Raw genomic sequence first — 18709 nt, 5'->3', positions numbered from 1 at the left:
TTGAGCGGGGTGTCAGCGCGCGGAGTCGGGACCTTCACAACGGAGCAGAGCGGCCCACTCGGCGGCGGGGAAGGCCAGGGTGGCCGCTTCCCGGTTCTGGGTGTCGCGTACCAGGGTGGACGGCCCTTCGCTGACCTCGACGCAGTGAGCGGCGTCATTGCTGTAGCTGGACTTATGCCACATCACAGCAGCCTTCCTAGCAGGGGGGACGTCTCCCCCGAGGGAGAGCACAGACCGATCAGGTTCCTCACGACAGACACTACCGCCGCGGTGTCCTCCGGCTCGTCCATCAGGAGGTTGCCCCGGGCGTAGTCGGAGGCCGCCACAGCGGTGCCGTCCGTCAACCGGTAGACCTGGACAGAGGCGGCGATCAGCAGCATCGGATTGCCGTCGGGAATCAGGTGGACCGCCATGCGCTCCCGTTCCATGTGCCGCAGGATCGTCTTGACCTGGTCGGTGCGTACGCTGTCGGGCAGGCAGGTCAGCGCGGAGATGGGGAAGACAGCGGTGACGAACGGGTCATTCCTTCGTTTGAGCACCTCGTAGCGCGAGACGCGAAGCTGGGCGAAGCGCTCCACATCGTCGTTGGACGCGCTGGGATGCCCGGCGCGGAACACCATGCGCGCGTAGGGCAGGGACTGGAGGAGGCCGGGCACGAGGTTGGAGACCGTCACCGTGTCGATCTCCACCGCCTTCTCCTCCAGGGCGCCCTTGGAACGCATCCAGGGCGGAATCTGCGACCCGGTGGCCACCGGTTCCCACGTGCGCACCAAGCGGCCTTCGGCCTTGAGCGCCTTGTCGAGCTGTTCGACCTTCGCCCGTTTGGGGGTGATGACGCCGGTCTCCCACCGGGACACCGAGGCGGCGGAGGACCCCACACGTTCGGCAAGCTCCTCCTGCCTCAAACCGGACAGTTCACGGAGCTTGGAAAACAGAGATGTGAATTCGTTCTCAGTCACACCTCAAAGCTATCCAGGCATCTGCATTCGGGGCCATATCCATACAGGAAGATATTGGTAGCTGTGTAAAACCACTGTTCAGCCGCACCGTTGGTGCATGGATGCGATCGAACAGCTACAGCACCTCCAGGAAGAACTCACCGCGCGCGGGCTGCCCTCGCAGATCGGCGACAAGCCCCACTGGTTCAGTCTGGACACGGTTCCCACTCTGACCTGCTGACCCTATCTCGGGTACGCGCAGGTCACCGTCACCGAACACGGCCTCTACCGGTGGTTGGACGGCAAGGGCGAATACAGGACCCACCCCCGCGTCTTCGCCGGACTGGTCGTGGACGGCCTCATCCGCACCCGCGCGGGAACCTCGACCCCACCCGAACTGCCCGAATGGAACAAAACCGCCAAAAAGATAGCACCACCTCTCCCCCGCCGAAGCGAGCGGAGGCGTGCGCGCGAACAGGAGGAGTGACACGGAAACGGGCCCCACCTCCGTCATGCCGTGGGGTCCATTATCATTAACCTACGCAAGCACGAAGAGAAAATCAGACCATTTACATGCATTTCCGTAAAGCGGCTTGCGCGTCTTCTGGCGGCCCCGGCCTCTCCGAGGAGGACGGGTCTCAGAGTGCGCTGGCACTACTCTCCCGCACGAGAAGGGTGTGGCCGACGACGACCTTGGCCGAGGCCCGGGCGGCCCCGGCCCCGGGCTCCGCGTCCGGGGCGCCGCGACGGGCCTCCACCTCCTCCAGCAGCAGCCGCACCGCCTCCCTGGCAAGACCCGGCTTGTCCGGGGCGACGGTGGTCAGGCTCGGCACGGAGTAGCGCCCGGGGGCGATGTCGTCGAACCCGACCACCGCCACGTCCCGGGGGACCCGCGCCCCGGCGTCGTGCAGCGCGCGCATCGCCCCCAGCGCCAGCAGGTCGTTCATGCACAGCAGCGCGTCGGGCGGCCTGGGTCCGGCGACGAGTTCGGCGGCCAGTTCCGCCCCGTCCCTCCAGTGGAAGTGCCCGGCCGGTCGCACCAGCGCGGGGTCGTAGCTCCTCCCCCGCGCCTCCAGGGCCTCGCGGTAACCGCGGGTGCGCAGCTCGGCCGTGCCGGAGGGGCCGGGCGGCCGACCGCCCACCACCGCGATCCGGGTGCGCCCGCCGTCGAGCAGGTGCTCGGTCGCCTCCCGGGCGGCGGCCACGTTGTCGATGGCGACGTGGCCGTGCCGGACCGTGCGGGGCAGCTCGCCCAGGAGCACCACCGGCAGCCGGGAGGGGTGTGTGCGCAGGGCGGCGTCGTCCATGGCGAGCGGGCTGAGGATGACCCCGTCCACGAAGTCGGCGCCGAACCCCTCCAGCGCGGACTCCTCGCGCTCGCGGCGGGCCTCGCTCTGGTGGACGAGGACGGTGCGCGAGAGGCGTTCGGCCTCGCGGATGACCAGGTCGGCGAGTTCGGCGAAGTAGCCCAGGTCGAGTTCGGGCACGACCAGCGCGATCACACCGGTCCGGCCGCGGCGCAGGTGGCGTCCGGCCAGGTTGACCCGGTAGCCCAGGGCGCCGATGGCCGCCTCCACGGCGGCGCGCGTGGCGGGCCTGACGTGCGGGTGGTCGTTAATAACGTTGGAAACCGTTTTCTCCGAGACCCCGGCCTGACGCGCGACGTCCTTGATACGCGGCCTCGTGCCCACGTCCACCCCCGATCAGCGCCATCCTAGCCCGCGCCCGGCCGCCGCCCGGCGGTCGGACCGGCCGCTCCGAGCACGGTGTCCGGAGCCTCCTGACCTTCGGATCGAGGTATTTACATCGATGTAAAAATGTGCTGACATGTGGCGTGACGCCAGTCACAGGACGACGCCGTGAGAAGGAGAACACCTCCGTGCCGACGCACCACCGCTCGCAGCGCGGGGACGGGCCCACCGCTCCGCCCCGCCCCGAGTACCCGCGCCCGCAGTTCACCCGCCCCGACTGGCTGTGCCTGAACGGCACCTGGGACTTCGAGATCGACCGCGGCGACAGCGGACTCGAACGGGGCCTGCGCGACGCGGAACTCTCCGGCGCCATCACCGTCCCCTTCTGCCCGGAGTCGGAGCTGTCCGGCGTGGGCGACACCGACTTCACGGAGGCGGTCTGGTACCGGCGCACCGTCCGCGTCCCCGACGCCTGGGCGGGGCGGCGCGTCCTGCTGCACTTCCAGGCCGTCGATTACGACACCACCGTGTGGGTCAACGGCACGGAGGTCGTCCGCCACCGCGGCGGGTTCACCCCCTTCACCGCCGACCTGTCCGGGGTCGCCGCCCCCGGCGAGGAGGCCGTGGTGGTCGTGCGCGCCCGCGACAGCCGACACGGCTTCCAGGCCCGCGGCAAGCAGGCCACCTGGTACGCCAACACCGGGTGCCACTACACGCGCACCACGGGGATCTGGCAGACCGTGTGGATGGAACCGGTCCCCGACACGCACCTGCGCCGCCCCCGCATCACCCCGGACCTGGCCAACGGTGCCTTCCACCTGCTCCTGCCGCTGTCCGGCAGCGGCGAGGGCCTGCGGGTGCGCGCCGTCCTTGAGGACGGGGACGGCGAGGTCGCCGCCGCCGAGGCCCGCGCCGACCTGGACGCCGCGCCCCGGCTGACCCTGACGGTGCCGGTGGAGCGGTGCCGCGCCTGGTCGCCGCAGGACCCGCACCTGTACACGCTGCGCCTGGAACTGCTCGACGCCGCGGGGCGCGTGGTGGACCGGGCCGGGTCCTACGCGGGACTGCGGTCGGTCTCCGTCCAGGGCAAGGCGATCCTCATCAACGGCCAACGCGTGTTCCAGCGCCTGGTCCTGGACCAGGGCTACTACCCCGACGGGCTGATGACCGCGCCCGACGACGCCGCCCTGGTGCGCGACATCGAACTGGGCCTGCGGGCCGGGTTCAACGGGGCCCGCCTGCACCAGAAGGTCTTCGAGGAGCGCTTCCTCTACCACGCCGACCGGCTCGGCTACCTGGTCTGGGGCGAGTTCGGCGACTGGGGGTGCGCGGCCCACGGCGGCCCGGCCGACGACAACCAGCGGCCGGACGCCTCCTACGTGGCCCAGTGGACCGAGGCCGTCGAACGCGACTACTCCCACCCCAGCGTCGTCGGGTGGTGCCCGCTCAACGAGACCTTCCAGCGGCTGCACGACCGCTTCACCGCCCTGGACGACGTGACCCGGGCGATGTTCCTGGCCACCAAGGCGATCGACCCCTCCCGCCCGGTGGTGGACGCCTCCGGGTACGCCCACCGGGTCCCCGAGACCGACGTCTACGACTCCCACAGCTACGAGCAGGACCCCGAGGCATTCCGCAAGCAGATGAGCGGCCTGGCCCAGGACGACCCCTACGTCAACCGAGGCGCGGACGGCCGCGACTGGTCGGTGCCCTACCGCGGCCAGCCCTACTTCTGCAGCGAGTTCGGCGGGATCCGCTGGGACCCCGGCACCGACGGCGGCGAGCAGTCGTGGGGGTACGGCGACGACCCGAGGACCGAGGAGGAGTTCCACACCCGCTTCGAGGGCCTGACGGGCGTGCTGCTGGAGGACCCGGACATGTTCGGTTACTGCTACACGCAGCTCACCGACGTGTTCCAGGAACGCAACGGCGTCTACCGGTTCGACCGCGGCGACAAGCTCGACACCGCCCGCATCGCCGCCGCCCAGCGCAGGACGGCCGCGTACGAGAAGGCCGACCGTCGGCCCGAGTGAGTGCGTCCCCGGGACGCCCCGGGGACCACCGCCCCCACCACCCCCCGCCCCTTCCCTGGAGTCCGCCGATGCCACACCCACCACGCAGATCCAGCCCGCCCGCCGGGCCGCCTCCGCCGTTCTCGCGGCGCGGCGTGCTCCTGGGCACGGGAGCCCTCGCCCTGGGCTCGGCCCTGGGCGCCGCCGGATGCGCCCCCGGCTCCGGTGCGGGACCGGGCTCGCAGGTGCGGTTCTGGAGCCTGTTCCAGGGCGGCGACGGCGCCCGGGTGCAGACCATGCTGGACGCGGTGCGCGAGCAGGCCCCGCACCTGAGCGTCACCCCCAGCACGCTGGCCTGGGGGCCGCCGTACTACACCAAGCTCGCGGTGGCCTCCGTGGGCGGGCGGGCCCCCGAGACGGCCGTGCTGCACCTGTCCCGCCTGCCCGGGTACGCCCCCGGCGGGCTGCTCGAACCCTTCGACCTGGACCTGCTGGCCGAGTTCGGGGTCACCGCCGAGGACTTCGTGCCCGACCTGTGGGAACGCGGCATCCACGACGGCGCCACCTACGCCATCCCGCTGGACACCCACCCGGTGATCGTCTTCTACGACACCGGGGTGGCCGACCGGGCCGGTGTGCTCGACGGGGACGGGAAGTTGACCGGGATGGACTCCCCCGAGGGGTTCCTCGCGACCTCCCGGGCGCTGGCCGAGGCCGGGGGCGGCAACGGCGTCTCCTACGGGCACGTCAACGACGACTCCCAGGGGTGGCGGCTGTTCTGGATGCTGTACGACCAGACCGGCGCGTCCATGGAGCTGCCCGAGGGCGGACCGGCCGTGTTCGACCGCGACGCGGCGCTGCGCGTGTACTCCTTCCTCGCCGAGCTGCTCGACGGGCGGACGTCGGAACCGGACCTGGACTACCCCACCGCGCTGGCGGCCTTCGCCTCGGGGCGCTCGGCGATGCTCGTGTGCGGGGAGTGGGAGCTGCCCTACCTGTCCGAGCACGTGGAGAACCTGGGGGCGGCCCCCTTCCCCACGGTCTTCGACCGGCCCGGCGGGTACGCCGACTCCCACGCCTTCGTGCTGCCCCGCCGGGGCGACCCCGACCCCGAACGGGTGCGCGCCGCCCACGAGTTCGTGGCGCTCATGGTGCGCAACAGCCTGATCTGGGGCGAGGCGGGCCACATCCCGGCCTACTCGCCCATCGCCCAGTCGCCGGAGTACCTGGCGCTGGATCCGCAGTCGGACTACGCCGCAGCCGGTGAGACCCCCGTGCTCGACCCCGAGGTGTGGTTCGCCGGGGCCGGATCGCAGTTCCACTCCGACGTGAGCGAGGCGCTGCGCACGGCCCTGACCGGTGACGGGCCCGAGGCGGCGGTGGAGCACCTGGGCCGGACCCTGGACTCCTGGGCCGCCCGCACCAACCCGGGAGGCCTGGATTGACTTTCTCTCCCGTCTAAAGGCGGGAGATTCCGGAACCACCTACCGGTGGTTCGAGGCCAACGCCTCGTCACGGGTCACCCCGTGGCCTTCCTGTTTCACCGCCGGTCGCCCCGTCCGGGAGGACTCCCGTTGAGGTCTCACACCAGCTCCGCAGGCAGATGCCGCCAGCCCGGCGGCCCTGAGATTGTTCGCCGCGTTCACATCGCGGTCATGGGTGGTGCCGCACTGGGGGCACCTCCACTCCCGCACGTGCAGCGGCAGCGACGCGTGCACGTAGACGCACCCGGGCGTCGAACACAGCCGGGAGGACGGAAAGAACCGGTCCACCACGACCAGGTCCCGCCCGTACCAGGCGCACTTGTACTCCAGCATGGTGCGCAGCTCGCGCCAGGCCGCGTCCGAGATCGCCCGAGCGAATCCGCGGTTCCTGACCAGGTTGCGCACGGCCAGGTCCTCGATCACGACCACTTGGTTCTCGCGGACGAGTCGAGTAGTGAGCTTGTGCAGAAAATCCCGGCGCCGGTCGGTGATGCGGGCGTGCACCCGTGCCACCTTGCGGCGGGTCCTGCCCCGGTTCGCGCTGCCCTTGGCCTTGCGGGACAGCGCCCGCTGGGCGCGGGCCAGCCTGGCGCGGTCGCGTTGCTCGTGGCGGGGATTGGCCACCTTCTCCCCCGTGGACAACGCCACCAGCGACGTCACACCCATGTCCACGCCCACCGCGTCGTGGACAGCCGGGACCGACGTGATGGTGTCCTCGCACAGCAGGGACACGAACCAGCGCCCGGCCGCGTCACGCGAGACCGTCACCGTGGACGGCCGTGCGTCTGCGGGCAGAGGCCGCGACCACACGATGTCCAGGGGTTCGGCCATCTTGGCCAGGGTCAGGCAGCCGTCGCGATAGCGAAACCCCGACCGGGTGTACTCCGCCGATGCCCGCGACTTCTTGCGCGACTTGAACCGCGGGTACTTCGTGCGCCGGTCGAAGAAGTTCCGAAACGCCGTGTGCAGGTGGCGCAGCGTCTGCTGGAGCGGGACGGAGGAGACCTCGGTGAGGAAGGACAGCTCCTCGGCCTTCTTCCAGGAAGTGAGTGCCGCGGAGGTGTCGGTGTAGGAGAGCCGCCGCTGTTCGGTGTTCCAGGCGGCGGTGCGTTCGGCCAGGGCGCGGTTGCAGACCAGGCGCACGCACCCGAACGTGCGCGACAGCTCAGCCGCCTGCACATCGGTCGGGTAGAAGCGGTACCGAAACGCCCGCTTCACGTTCTTCCTGGTCATGGCACACACCGTAGCGACCACTCTGCGATCGCGTGAGCCAAATCCAACAGAAAGCCACGAGAAAGGAGAGGGCGTTTCCTCCCCGCCCTGAAGGACGGGGTGTCCACGCCCAACAAACAAATGAGCCTGACCACCCGGGCCCCGGCCCGCGCCCGCGCGGGCGGGACCCCGACGCCGGGCGGCCCCGGCGGCGCGCGGCGGCTGTGGCTGCGCCTGGCGGACTCGCCCCTGGTGTTCCTGCTGCCCTTCCTCCTGGTGTACGCGCTGTTCCTGGCCTGGCCGCTGGTGAGCGGCCTGTGGATGAGCTTCACCGACATCGCCCTCAACGGGGCGGGCGGCGCGTTCGTCGGACTGGGCAACTACGCCGAGGCGCTGGGCGACCCGATGGTGTGGCGGACCCTGGGCAACACCGTCCTGTTCACCCTCATCACCACCGTCCCCCTGGTGGTGGTCGCGCTGGCCATGGCGGTGCTGGTGCACACCGGGCTGCCCGGGCAGTGGCTGTGGCGGCTGTCGTTCTTCCTGCCGTTCCTGCTGCCGGTGGCCACGGTGGCGCTGGTGTGGAAGTTCCTGTACGTGGAGGACTTCGGCCTGCTCAACCACACGCTGGGACTGCTGGGGATGGAGGGCCTGGGCTGGCTGACCGACGAGGGCGTGGCCATGTGGTCGGTGGCGCTGACCACGGTGTGGTGGACGGTCGGGTTCAACTTCCTGCTGTACCTGGCAGCCCTCCAGTCGATCCCCGGCCACCTGTACGAGGCCGCCGCGCTGGACGGCGCGGGGGTGTGGGCACGGCTGCGCCACGTCACCCTCCCCCAGTTGCGGGGTACCACGGTGGTCGTCCTGCTGTTGCAGGTGCTGGCCTCGCTGAAGGTCTTCGACCAGATCTACCTGCTCACCGGGGGCGGCCCGGGCGAGGCGACCCGCTCGCTGCTGCTCTACATCTACGACGTGGGCTTCACCGGCTACCGGTTCGGGTACGGCGCCGCCGTCTCCTACCTGTTCCTGGCGCTCGTCCTGGGCGTGGCCGCCCTCCAGTTGTGGATCAGCGCGCGGAGAAGGGTCTGACATGGCGATGCGGAGCATTCGTTCGACGCGGCGGGCCGAGGCGGCCCTGGACCGCGCCAGGCAGCGCGACCTGATGCTGGGCGGGGGCCGCGGACCGCGGATCGCCGCGATGACGGCGCTGGCGGTCCTCGCGGTGCTGTGGCTGGCCCCGATGTTGTGGGCGCTGGTCACCTCGTTCAAGTCCGAGGGGGACGCGGTCGCGCTGCCGCCGACCCTGGTCCCCGGGACCGGGTTCACCCTGGAGCAGTACCGCAACCTGTTCGAGGCCGGGAACGTGCAGATGTGGCTGTTCAACAGCCTGGTCATCGCCGTGCTGGTCACCCTGCTCACGATCGTGGTGGCGGCCCCGGCGGCCTTCGCGATGTCGCGCATGGGCTTCCGGGGCCGCGCGGCGCTGATGGCCTTCACGGTGGCGGCGATCGTGGTCCCGCCGCAGCTGCTCATCGTGCCGCTGTTCCAGCAGATGGTGTCGCTGGGCCTGGTGGACACCTATGCGGCGGTGGTCCTGCCGCAGTTGGTGGCGCCGGTCATCGTGTTCGTGCTCAAGCGGTTCTTCGACGCGGTGCCGCGCGAGCTGGACGAGGCGGCACGCATGGACGGGGCCTCCTACTGGCGGCTGTTCACGACGGTGATCATGCCGCTGTCGCGGCCCATCCTGGCGGCGGCGTCGATCTTCGTGTTCATCACCGCCTGGAACAACTACCTGTGGCCGTTCATCGTCACGACCGATCCGGCCCTGATGACGCTGCCCGTGGGCATCCCCAACATCCTGGACTCCTACGGCACCTTCTACGCCTCGCAGTTGGCGGCGTCGATGGTGGCGGCGGCGCCGATGGTGGTGGTGTTCATGCTGTTCCAGCGCCAGATCGTCAACAGCGTCGCCACGACGGGTCTGGGCGGGCAGTGAGGACCGGTCCGCGCGCCCGGGGCCGACCGGCCGCGGCGTACCCGGGGGCGCACCGCGCGCCGCCGGGGCCGCGGGCGCGCGGGCCCCACCGCACGACGACAACGACAACGACGCAAGAAACAGGAAGAGCACCACTCACCGGACGGGAAACAGCGATGTCACCACGCACGTCCCCTCGCCCGCGACGCCGCCTGACGGCTCTCAGCGCCCTGACCCTGGCGCTGCTCGCACTCCCCCTCGCCACCACCGCCACCGCCGACGCCTCCGGCGGTACCGCCGCCACGACGGCCGGCGCGGCCGACGCCGGAGCAGCACAGGAGGGGACGTTCCGCAACCCCCTCAACGCGGGCGCCGACCCCACGATCGTGCACCACGACGGGAACTACTACCTGTCCACTACTCAGGGCGACCGCATCTCCGTGTGGAAGTCGCCCAGCCTGGCCACCCTGGCCACCGCCGAACCCGTGGAGGTGTGGCGCGACAGCGACCCCAGCCGCAGTACCGAACTGTGGGCCCCGGCGCTGCACCGGTTCCAGACCGGGGACGGGCCGCGCTGGTACCTGTACTACACGGCCGCCGACAGCAGGCTGACCGACCCCGTGGAGCGGGACGCCAGCCACCGGCTCTACGTCCTGGAGTCGGCCGGCGACGACCCGGCCGGCCCCTACGAGTTCAAGGCGCGGATCGCCGACACCGGCACCTACGCCATCGACGGCGAGCCCTTCGTGCACGACGGGCAGCCCTACTTCGCCTGGAGCAGCCCCGGACGCGGGTTCGACGGCGGCCCCCAGCAGCTCTACGCCGCGCGCATGAGCAACCCCTGGACGGTCGAGGGCGAACCCGTCGCACTGCCCAACGAGGGCGGCTGCCCCGAGGTCCGGGAGGGGCCGACCCCGCTGTACCGTGACGGCCGGACCTTCCTCACCTACTCCGCCTGCGACACCGGCAAACCCGACTACCAGATCTGGTCGATCGCGCTGGACGAGGGCGCCGACCCGCTGTCGGCGGACGCCTGGGAGCAGTTGCCGGGGCCGCTGTTCAGCCGCGACGACGCGGCCGGGGTCTGGGGGCCCGGGCACCACTTCTTCTTCCGCTCGCCCGACGGCACCGAGGACTGGATCGCCTACCACGCCAAGAACACGCCCGAGTACACCTACTCGTTCCGGTCCACGCGGGCCCAGCGCATCGGCTGGACCCCCGAGGGGACCCCCGACCTCGGACGGCCGCTGGCGGCGGGGGCGACCCAGCGCCTGCCCTCCGGCGACCCGGGCGCGGGCAGCACGGCGGTCAACGACACCGACACCGGCCGGGGCGGACCGCGGGTCTCCTACGAGGGCGACTGGACCACGGGGGACCGCTGCGGGGCGTACTGCTTCTACGGCGACGACCACTACACCGCCCAGGCCGGGGCCACGGCCACCTACCACTTCACCGGGTCGCGGATCGCGGTGTACGCCTCCCTGGACACCGACCACGGCTACGCGACGTTCTCGGTGGACGGCGGGCCGCCCTCGGAGCCGGTGAGCTACCACAACCCGTTCCGGGTCGGCGAGCAGCGCGTGTACCTGAGCCCCGAACTCGGCCCCGGCGAGCACACCCTGACCGTCACGGTCACCGGTGACCGGCCCGCGGGGTCCAGCGACGCCATCGTCACCGTCGACCGCGCGGAGGTCTACCCCGCGCCCTGAGCGCGCGCCGGTTCCGCCCGAGGCCGGGGCGCGGGCGGAACCGGCACCGCGCGGCGTCAGGGCTTGCGGGCCAGGCCGCCGTACTGGTCCATGCCGCGCCGGGAGCCGACCTCGATGGGGGCGGGGCGCCACAGGGGGCAGGGGACCACGCCCGGCTCCAGCAGCTCCAGGCCCTCGAAGCGGGCGGCGACCTCCTCCGGGCTGCGCAGGAGGTAGGGGACCGCGCCCTGCTTGTTGCCCACCTCGATGGCCTCGTTGTAGGCCTCGCTGGTGTTGGTGCCGTCGTAGCTCGCCAGGTAGCTGCCCGGGGGCAGCGCGTCCACCAGACGGCGCACGACCGGCAGGACCTCGTCGTCGGGCACGTGGCCCAGGACGCCCATGAGCATGAGCGCGACGGGCTGGTCGAAGTCCAGGGTCCGGGCGGCCCGCTCCAGGATCGCGTCGGGGTCGCGCAGGTCGGCGTCGATGTAGTCGGTGACCCCCTCGGGGGTGCCGACCAGCAGCGCGCGGGCGTGCGCGAGTACGAGGGGGTCGTTGTCCACGTAGACCACGCGGGCCTCCGGGGCGATCGACTGGGCGACCTCGTGGGTGTTGTTGGCGGTGGGCATGCCGGTGCCGATGTCGAGGAACTGGCGGATGCCCGCCTCGCCCGCCAGGTGGGTCACGACGCGGATCAGGAACTCCCGGCTGGTGCGGGCCAGGTCCACGATCTCGGGGAAGCCCGCGGCGACCGCGTCGCCCGCCTCGCGGTCGATCGGGTAGTTGTCCTTGCCGCCCATCCAGTAGTTCCAGATCCGGGCCGAGTGGGTCCGGGTGGTGTCGATCTGCGGCGGGCGGTCGGCGGAGGCGGGAGTGGACGCATCGTCGGTCATCTGGGCATCTACCTCGATAGACGGGGGCGGACGTCACGGAACGCGGCCCCCGGCGCTCACACGGTCGCGATCCCGCCGAGGTTGGGGAAACCGCTCGCACCGATGCTATCCACACCGTGTGTGCACGTCCCCCACCGAATGCCCGAATTCTCCCCTCGCGTGCGGTATTACCTCACGAAAGGGAAAGCCCCCGGCTCCGAAGACGTGCGCAGCCCGGGGAAGGGTGTTCCCCGCGAAAGGGGAAGACCCCGCCAGGCGCGGCGGTGGGCTGGGGGACGGCGGCATGTGCCGCGGTGGCCGCCGCCCGCCCTGCCGCGCGCCGGGGCAGTGTGCCCGACACCCCGCCGCGCGGGCCGAGGGTGGTCGGCCCGCGCGGCGGGGTGTCGGGGACGTGTTGTGGGGGTGTGTCGGGGGCGGGCGGCCCGGAGGCCGACGGGGACGGTCAGCCCCGCTCGGCGGCCTCGGAGCCATCGGACTTGACCAGGCGCTTGGTGGAGCGGCGGAAGGCCCAGATGACCACCACGGCGACCACGGCCATCAGCGGGAAGCCCATCACGGTGTCGGCGATCGCCAGCCAGGCGGTGGAGTCGGCCAGGTAGAGCCAGCCCTGCACCGCGAACCGCAGCACGCACAGCATCAGCACCGCGAACGTGGCGACGTGGTGCGCGACCAGCGTGGGCCGGTCCTCGCGCCAGGCGTGGGTGCCGCCGTGCACGGCGTTCCAGATGACGCCGGTCACCGGCCGGTTCATGAGGGTCGTGACGAGCACGACCACGCCCACCACCAGGGCGGCCCAGATCCCGATCACGAAGAAGTCGTTGGCCGACCCGGTCCAGGCGACGATGCCCCCGGCGATCACGACGCCGAGCACCCCGCCGTACACGGAGCTGAAGGGCTTGCCGCGCCAGAGCTGGACCACGGCGATCACCACGGCCAGGGCGATCGCGATCCCGGCGGCGACCAGCGGCGAGACGAAGGCGATCGCCCCCGCGAAGACCAGGGCCGGGATCGCCGAGATGACCATCCCCCACGGGCCACCCGCCGCCTCCATCGCCGCCTGCTTGACGTCGACGGGCTGCTCGGGCTGGGCGGGGGCGGGGTGGGTGGGGCGGTGCTCGGTCATGGTCACTCCGTCCGGGGAGGTGTTCGGGTCGGTGTGCTCGGGGGAGGCGGGGAGGTTCCGGTCGGCTGTCGTGTCACTGCGTGCCATGTCGTTCCTCTCTTTCACGTCCGCTTCCGGCTCCGCCGCCGGGTCGGCGCCCCGTCGCGGTCGCGGTCGCTTCCGGGCCGCCCCCGTGCGGGGAAGGGGCGACGGGGTGTCCCGCGTCCGCTCCGGGTGTCTCCCGGTGGCGGCCGGTGTGAAGTTCTTGCCCCCTATTCCACCGGTTCGCGGGCTCGTCCGGCAGTGCGACGGCGTCACCACTTCACCGTGACGTCGCGCTGAGGCAAACAATGACGTGGTGTCACTGGTGGAACGCGAAACGCGAGGTCACCGATGCGTGAGGACGGTGCCGCGGCCCCGTGTCACGGGACCGCGGCGTCCGGGAGGCGTGCGCCCGCACGGGCGCCGCCGGGGGCTCACAGCCAGTCGTGCTCGCGCGCGTACCGCGCCGCCTCGTGCCGGGTCCGCGTCTGGGTCTTCTGCATCGCGTTGGACAGGTAGTTGCGCACCGTGCCCTCCGCCAGGTGGAGTTGGGCGGCGATGTCGGCGACCGAGTAGCCCTCGCTGGTCGCCCGCAGCACGTCCACCTCGCGGTCGGTGAGCGGGCAGTCGTCGATGACGGCGAGCGCGGAGACGTCCGGGTCGATCCACCGCTTGCCCCGGTGCAGGTTGTCGATGACCGAGGCGATGTGCGCCGGTTCCGCGGACTTGCTGACGAACCCCTGCACCCGGAGCTTGAGCGCCTTGCGCAGCACGCCGGGCCTGGCGTGGCGGGTGAGCATGAGGATCACCTGGTCCGGCAGTTCGCGGCGGATCCGCTCGACGGCGCCGAGCCCGTCCACGTTGGGCATCTCCAGGTCGATGACGAGCACGTCGGGCCGGTGGTCCAGCACGGCCCGCACGGCCTCCTCCCCGTCCTCCGCCTCGGCGAGCACGGTGATCTCCCCCTCCAGCGGGAGCAGGGCGGCCATCGCCTTGCGCAGGAGGGCCTCGTCGTCGGCGAGTACCACGGTGGTCATCGGTTGTCCTTCCGCGTTGTCGTGCGCTGTGCCGGGGCCGGGCGCGGGAACTGCGCGGCGGTCGGGAACCGGCCCCTGTCGTGTCGGACCGTCGACCCGCCGCCGCGGTCGGCCACGCGTTCGCGCGGGGCGGCCACGGTGACGAAAGCGTAGGACGCCGACGGGTCGTCCCGGACCGGCGTCCCGGGCGGCCGGACCGCCGCGGTGGCGGCCGGGCACGGGATCCCGGCGCGGGAGAGGCGGCTCACCGCCCCTCCGCCGACGGCCCGGCGGTCGTGCGGGGCGGCCGCGGCAGGGCCGGAGCCGCCGTCGGCGGGATGCGCGGGGGCCGGGTGTCCATGTGCGGCTCTCCGGGTCCGAGGACGGGGGTCCCTCCCAGTATTCCGCCGATCGCGCCGCGCCCACCAGTGACACCGCGTCATGGGCTCACCCCCACAAACGTCACGGCCAGGTGGTGACGTGGCCCCACTGCCCCGCGGGCGCGGCGGGCGCTGCAATGGGAGCATGACCTCCACAGCAGTCATCGACGTCGAACGGCTCAACCTCAAGTACGGGGACTTCCACGCCGTGAGGGACCTGTCCCTCCAGGTGGGGCGCGGGGAACTCTACGCGCTGCTCGGCACGAACGGCGCGGGCAAGACCTCGACCCTGGAGACCGTCGAGGGCCACCGCACCGCCACCTCGGGCACCGTACGGGTCTTCGGCCAGGACCCGCGCGACCGGCGCGCCGTGCGGCCCCGGGTGGGCATCATGCTCCAGGAGAGCGGGTTCTCCCCGGACCTGACGGTGAAGGAGTCGGTCCGGCTGATCGGCGGACTCACCCGGCGCACGGACACGGTCGAACGCGTGCTCGGCATGGTCGGCCTCACCGCCAAGGCCGGGACCAAGGTGTCCCAGCTCTCGGGCGGCGAGAAGCGGCGGCTGGACTTCGCCACCGCCGCGTACGGGTCGCCGGAGCTGATCTTCCTGGACGAGCCCACCACCGGTCTGGACATCCAGTCCCGGGACGGGCTGTGGGAGGCCGTGGACAGGCTGCGCGAGGACGGCTCGACCATCGTGCTGACCACGCACTACCTGGAGGAGGCCCAGCAGCGCGCGGACCGCATCGGGCTGATGCACAAGGGTTCCCTCCACCGGGAGGGGACCGTGGCCGAGCTGACGCAGACCCTTCCGGCCACGATCCGCTTCTCCCTGCCGGACACCGCGCCGACGCCGCCGGTCCAGGCCGCGCGCCAGGGCGACGGGGCGTTCCTCGTCGAGACCCTGGGCCTGCAGAAGGACCTGTACACCCTGCTGGGCTGGGCGCAGGACAACGCGGTCGAACTGCGGGGGCTGGAGGCCGGTCCGACCCGGCTCGACGACGTCTTCCGCTCCATCGGCGACGACTAGGCAGTGTCTTCTTGGACCTCCGCTCCGCTTCAGTCCGTGTTCGGGCGCCCGAACCACCCCCCACAAGCTGGAACCGGCCCAAAAAACAGGCCCTAGCCGGTGCTCTCCGAAGCCCGCGCCGAACACGCTCCGACTCCCCGCACCTTCCAGGAAAAAGGACCCGACCCATGCTCACGATCGCTCAGAGCGAGCTGATCCAGATCTTCCGGAACCGACTGGTCCTGGTCACCATGCTCATCGTCCCGGCGGCCTCCAGCGCGTTCTACATCTACATGCACCAGACCTTCCCGGCGCTGCGCGAGGCCGTGGACTTGGGCGCCATCGCCTCGATCCTGGTGTTCCTCGTGGTGACCATGGGGCTCTACACCACCTCGGTCACCACGCTCGCCTCCCGGAGGCAGAACCTCTTCCTCAAGCGGCTGCGCTCAACGGCGTCGGGCGACGCCGGCATCCTCACCGGGCTGCTGCTCCCGGTCACCGCCGTCACGCTGGTCCAGGTGACCGTGATCCTGGCCGTGCTGGCCGTGGTCGGCGGCGCCCCGGACAACGTGCTCCTGCTGGTAGCGGCCGTCGTCGCGACGATGGTCATGATGGCGGGCCTGGGGCTGGCCACGGCCGGACTGACCAACTCCCCCGACCACGCCCAGGTGACCACGCTGCCCATCATGCTCGGCGTCCTGGCCGTCTCCGGATGGGTCGGGTTCACCGGCACCGAGGAGCTGACCCTGCTCAAGCGGCTGCTGCCCGGCGGCTCGGCCTCGGAGCTGGTCGTCAACGCCTGGAGCGGAGGCGTCCCGGTCACCGAGTCCCTGTTCCTGCTGGCGCCCACGCTGGCCTGGGTCGCCGTCGCCGTCGCGGCGGCCACCCGGATCTTCCGCTGGGAACCGCGCGGGTGAGGACCCCGGGACGGGCCGTCCGCGCACGCGGACGGGGTACTTCCACGGCAGAGCCCGACCGGGCCCGCAAGGACGCATTCGAGAGGAGAACGACATGGACCTGACGCTGCCGCAGCGGCTCTACCTGCTCAGCTACGACACCGACAAGAACCGGTTCGACCCCGTCAGCGCCGGCTACCGCGGCCAGCTGCTGTGCGCCGCGGCGCTGGCCGACCTGACCCTGGGCGGGGTGCTGCGCCCCCGCGACGGCAAGGTGGCGCGCGCCATCGCCCGGGCTCCCCGGGACCCGTTCCTGGCCCGGGTCCTGTCCGACCTGTCGCCCAACGAGCCGCACCACTGGATCAACCTCCTCTATCCCCAGATGGGCAGGGCCGAGGAGATGGTGCGCGAGGGACTGGTCGCGAACGGGACGGTCACGGTCAGACGCGGCCGGACGCTGGGGGTGTTCCCCACCCGCACGGTCATCCCCGAACGGCCCGAGGAGGTGGACCGGCTGCGCGAGCGCACGCGCGAGGCGGTCCTGGGCGGCGGCGACCCGGCGGCGGTGCCACTCCAGGACGCGGCCCTGGTCTCGATCGCGGCCGAGGGCGACGTGTGGACCGTGTTCGCCCCCAACGAGCGCTGGCGGCACCGGCCCGCGGTCAGGGCGCTCCAGGAGCGCTTCGACGCCGCCGCCCCCGGACTGCGCAACGCGGTCCGCACGGCCGTCATGGCCACCGGCAAGGGCGCGTCCGCCTGACCGGCGCGGCGCGCTCGTCCGCATCCGCCCGGCCGCCCGGTCACGACGCCGACGGCTCCCCCGGTCCGGGGACCGAGACGTCGACCCGGACACCGGCGGAGGCGCAGTCCGGACCGCCCCAGCCGACCAGCGCGTCCTCGGCAACGGGTACGAGGGGGCCGCAGTACCCGGACAGCGCCTCGGTCTGGAAGCGGCGGGACCGCCCCGCGCCGGGTTCCCACAGGCTGATCTCGCCGGGTCCGGTCGCGACCAGCCCGAGTCCGGCGGCGAAGTCCATTCCTCCCGTGAGCAGGCCGCCGGTGTACGTCGGCACCGGAGGGCGGAAGTCTGAGTAGTCCAACGTGTCCAGCGGCTCCGCACCGGCCGGGCCGACCTCGTACAGGCCCGCGCTCTCACCGCCTCTCAGCGCCAGGAGCACACGCCCCTCGGGCGAGGCCGCCAGCCCGACGAAGGCGTCCTGCTCCCGCGCCCCGGGGAGGTCGGAGACGTCCTGGACCGACGCGGCCTCCTCCCCGATCCGCATCGTCACCAGGAACACCCCCTCGCGCGAGTCACCGACGGCCACCACGGTGTCGTCCAGGGCCGCGAGGTCGTGGACGGTGGCGTGCTCGGCGTTGTGGCGCAGGGGTACGGTGCGCCACGCGTCCTCCTCGGGCGAGTACACCAGGAAGCCCTCCCCGCCCCGCTCGCTGTACCCGCCGCCGAAGACGACGTGTCCGTCGGCGACCACTCCGCGCGCCCCGGTCCTGCTCTCCGGCGCGGGCTCGATCGGCTCCCAGACGTCGCGTTCGGGGTCGTAGAGGGCCCCGTCCCGGGCCAGGTGCGCGTCCCGCTCACCGTCGTAGGTCGGCGTGAAGCCTCCCCAGACCAGCATCCGGCCCCCGACCATGACCGCGCTGTGGCGGGTCCTGGACTCCAGTCCGCTCTCGGCCAGGGGGCGCCAGGTGTCGCTCTCGGGAGAGTAGGCGGCGCCGTCGGAGAAGGAGTCGTGCTGTCCGGCGGAGTGTCCGCCCCAGACCAGGACCTCCTCACCGGACCAGACCAGGCTGTGGTCGGCGCGGGGCGCGAGGGGCCCTTCGGCGAGCGCGCGCACGGAGATGCGGACCTCCCACGGCTCCTCGGTCAACTCCCCGACCAGGGAGCAGGAGGTGCTCGCGACCAAGAGTGCCAGTACCGGGGCCGCGATGCCGGTCAGGCGCCGCGCCCGCCCCCGACGCACTGCCGTGTTCCGGTGCGGCCGGGAGTCGCCCCGGGAGGGTGCGCCGTCGTGTGGGGGGTCGGCCATGGCACCGCTTCCGCGCGCAGGGGGTGATCCGGTCTGCCCCGATGATCCCAGAAAGCCCGGCGGCGCGGGGGTTTCGTGCCGCAACCGGCCACACCGCCCCTCCGGCGCCGCGGCGGACCCGCCCGGTCACGAATCCGACCGCTCCCCCGGCGCGGGGCGAGGCGTGGGCCTCTCTGCCGAAGCGCCACGGGGTTTCCAGGGAGTAAACGTCCGATCTCGCGAGAAAAGCCCGCCGTGTCGGATGTGGGGTTCCCGCGAAGGCCGCATCACTCTTCGCAACTCCCGTTCGCCCTGGCCAGCGACTTACAGTCACCCCAAGTGACCAC

Annotated in this window: 17 protein-coding genes; 9 read left to right on the top strand and 8 right to left on the bottom strand. The window is 71.9% G+C overall.

What is annotated here, in order from left to right; all coding sequences use genetic code 11:
- Positions 1–12: 12 nt before the first annotated feature.
- Positions 13–186 (bottom strand): DUF397 domain-containing protein, encoded by a 174-nt coding sequence (locus AC0VX6_RS09430; protein WP_274977109.1) that lies wholly within the window; start codon positions 184–186, stop codon positions 13–15.
- Positions 183–959, bottom strand: a complete 777-nt coding sequence (locus tag AC0VX6_RS09425) for a Scr1 family TA system antitoxin-like transcriptional regulator (protein ID WP_475468166.1) — start codon at positions 957–959, stop codon at positions 183–185. Before AC0VX6_RS09425 ends, AC0VX6_RS09430 begins: the two co-directional genes overlap by 4 nt.
- A 97-nt stretch (positions 960–1056) precedes the next feature.
- Between AC0VX6_RS09425 and AC0VX6_RS09420 the strand changes: the two genes are divergently transcribed.
- Positions 1057–1179 (top strand): hypothetical protein, encoded by a 123-nt coding sequence (locus AC0VX6_RS09420; RefSeq protein ID WP_475468164.1) that lies wholly within the window; start codon positions 1057–1059, stop codon positions 1177–1179.
- Positions 1180–1576: 397 nt separating this feature from the next.
- Here AC0VX6_RS09420 and AC0VX6_RS09415 read toward each other — a convergent pair whose 3' ends face one another.
- On the bottom strand, positions 1577–2629 hold the full coding sequence (locus AC0VX6_RS09415) for a LacI family DNA-binding transcriptional regulator (protein WP_475468162.1): 1053 nt from the start codon (positions 2627–2629) through the stop codon (positions 1577–1579).
- 188 nt (positions 2630–2817) lie between these two features.
- Between AC0VX6_RS09415 and AC0VX6_RS09410 the strand changes: the two genes are divergently transcribed.
- Both AC0VX6_RS09410 and AC0VX6_RS09405 read left to right on the top strand, forming a co-directional pair.
- Positions 2818–4662 (top strand): glycoside hydrolase family 2 protein, encoded by a 1845-nt coding sequence (locus AC0VX6_RS09410; protein WP_475468160.1) that lies wholly within the window; start codon positions 2818–2820, stop codon positions 4660–4662.
- Positions 4663–4730: 68 nt separating this feature from the next.
- Complete coding sequence (locus AC0VX6_RS09405) at positions 4731–6086, top strand: extracellular solute-binding protein (RefSeq protein WP_475468159.1); 1356 nt, start codon at positions 4731–4733, stop codon at positions 6084–6086.
- 39 nt (positions 6087–6125) lie between these two features.
- Here AC0VX6_RS09405 and AC0VX6_RS09400 read toward each other — a convergent pair whose 3' ends face one another.
- On the bottom strand, positions 6126–7358 hold the full coding sequence (locus tag AC0VX6_RS09400; RefSeq protein ID WP_475468157.1) for an RNA-guided endonuclease InsQ/TnpB family protein: 1233 nt from the start codon (positions 7356–7358) through the stop codon (positions 6126–6128).
- Between the two features lie 120 nt (positions 7359–7478).
- Here AC0VX6_RS09400 and AC0VX6_RS09395 point away from each other — a divergent pair, with 120 nt between their 5' ends.
- The 3 genes from AC0VX6_RS09395 to AC0VX6_RS09385 all read left to right on the top strand — a co-directional run bounded on the left by AC0VX6_RS09395 (position 7479) and on the right by AC0VX6_RS09385 (position 11021).
- Positions 7479–8426, top strand: coding sequence for a carbohydrate ABC transporter permease (locus AC0VX6_RS09395; RefSeq protein WP_475468156.1), 948 nt, complete (start codon positions 7479–7481; stop codon positions 8424–8426).
- Between the two features lies 1 nt (position 8427).
- Positions 8428–9333 carry a carbohydrate ABC transporter permease gene (locus AC0VX6_RS09390; RefSeq protein WP_475468155.1) on the top strand — a complete coding sequence of 302 codons (906 nt, stop codon included), beginning with the start codon at positions 8428–8430 and terminating at the stop codon, positions 9331–9333.
- 155 nt (positions 9334–9488) lie between these two features.
- A complete protein-coding gene (locus AC0VX6_RS09385; protein ID WP_475468154.1) occupies positions 9489–11021 on the top strand; it encodes a glycoside hydrolase family 43 protein in 1533 nt (510 codons plus the stop codon).
- Positions 11022–11077: 56 nt separating this feature from the next.
- Here AC0VX6_RS09385 and AC0VX6_RS09380 read toward each other — a convergent pair whose 3' ends face one another.
- The 3 genes from AC0VX6_RS09380 to AC0VX6_RS09370 all read right to left on the bottom strand — a co-directional run bounded on the left by AC0VX6_RS09380 (position 11078) and on the right by AC0VX6_RS09370 (position 14074).
- Entirely contained in the window at positions 11078–11893 is an 816-nt protein-coding gene (locus AC0VX6_RS09380; RefSeq protein WP_274977100.1) for an SAM-dependent methyltransferase, read from the bottom strand.
- Between the two features lie 442 nt (positions 11894–12335).
- Positions 12336–13103: a DUF3159 domain-containing protein gene (locus AC0VX6_RS09375; RefSeq protein WP_475468151.1), complete on the bottom strand. Its 768-nt coding sequence runs from the start codon at positions 13101–13103 to the stop codon at positions 12336–12338.
- A gap of 368 nt (positions 13104–13471) precedes the next feature.
- Positions 13472–14074 carry a response regulator transcription factor gene (locus tag AC0VX6_RS09370; protein ID WP_047868736.1) on the bottom strand — a complete coding sequence of 201 codons (603 nt, stop codon included), beginning with the start codon at positions 14072–14074 and terminating at the stop codon, positions 13472–13474.
- A 504-nt stretch (positions 14075–14578) separates the two neighbouring features.
- On the opposite strand from AC0VX6_RS09370, the gene AC0VX6_RS09365 reads away from it, so the two are divergent.
- From AC0VX6_RS09365 to AC0VX6_RS09355, 3 genes are all read left to right on the top strand, one after another.
- Positions 14579–15463 (top strand): ABC transporter ATP-binding protein, encoded by an 885-nt coding sequence (locus AC0VX6_RS09365; RefSeq protein ID WP_274977091.1) that lies wholly within the window; start codon positions 14579–14581, stop codon positions 15461–15463.
- Between the two features lie 167 nt (positions 15464–15630).
- A complete protein-coding gene (locus AC0VX6_RS09360) occupies positions 15631–16359 on the top strand; it encodes an ABC transporter permease (protein ID WP_475468150.1) in 729 nt (242 codons plus the stop codon).
- Positions 16360–16453: 94 nt separating this feature from the next.
- A complete protein-coding gene (locus AC0VX6_RS09355; protein WP_475468148.1) occupies positions 16454–17098 on the top strand; it encodes a GOLPH3/VPS74 family protein in 645 nt (214 codons plus the stop codon).
- 40 nt (positions 17099–17138) lie between these two features.
- Here AC0VX6_RS09355 and AC0VX6_RS09350 read toward each other — a convergent pair whose 3' ends face one another.
- The gene (locus tag AC0VX6_RS09350; RefSeq protein WP_475468146.1) at positions 17139–18383 is read right to left on the bottom strand and encodes a Kelch repeat-containing protein; all 1245 of its coding nucleotides are present in this window, start codon (positions 18381–18383) and stop codon (positions 17139–17141) included.
- Positions 18384–18709: the final 326 nt, after the last annotated feature.

The sequence above is a fragment of the Nocardiopsis sp. iso_25 genome (assembly GCF_056173305.1).
Note: the sequence above shows the minus strand (reverse complement) of the source record. Positions and strands in the feature narration are given on the sequence as shown.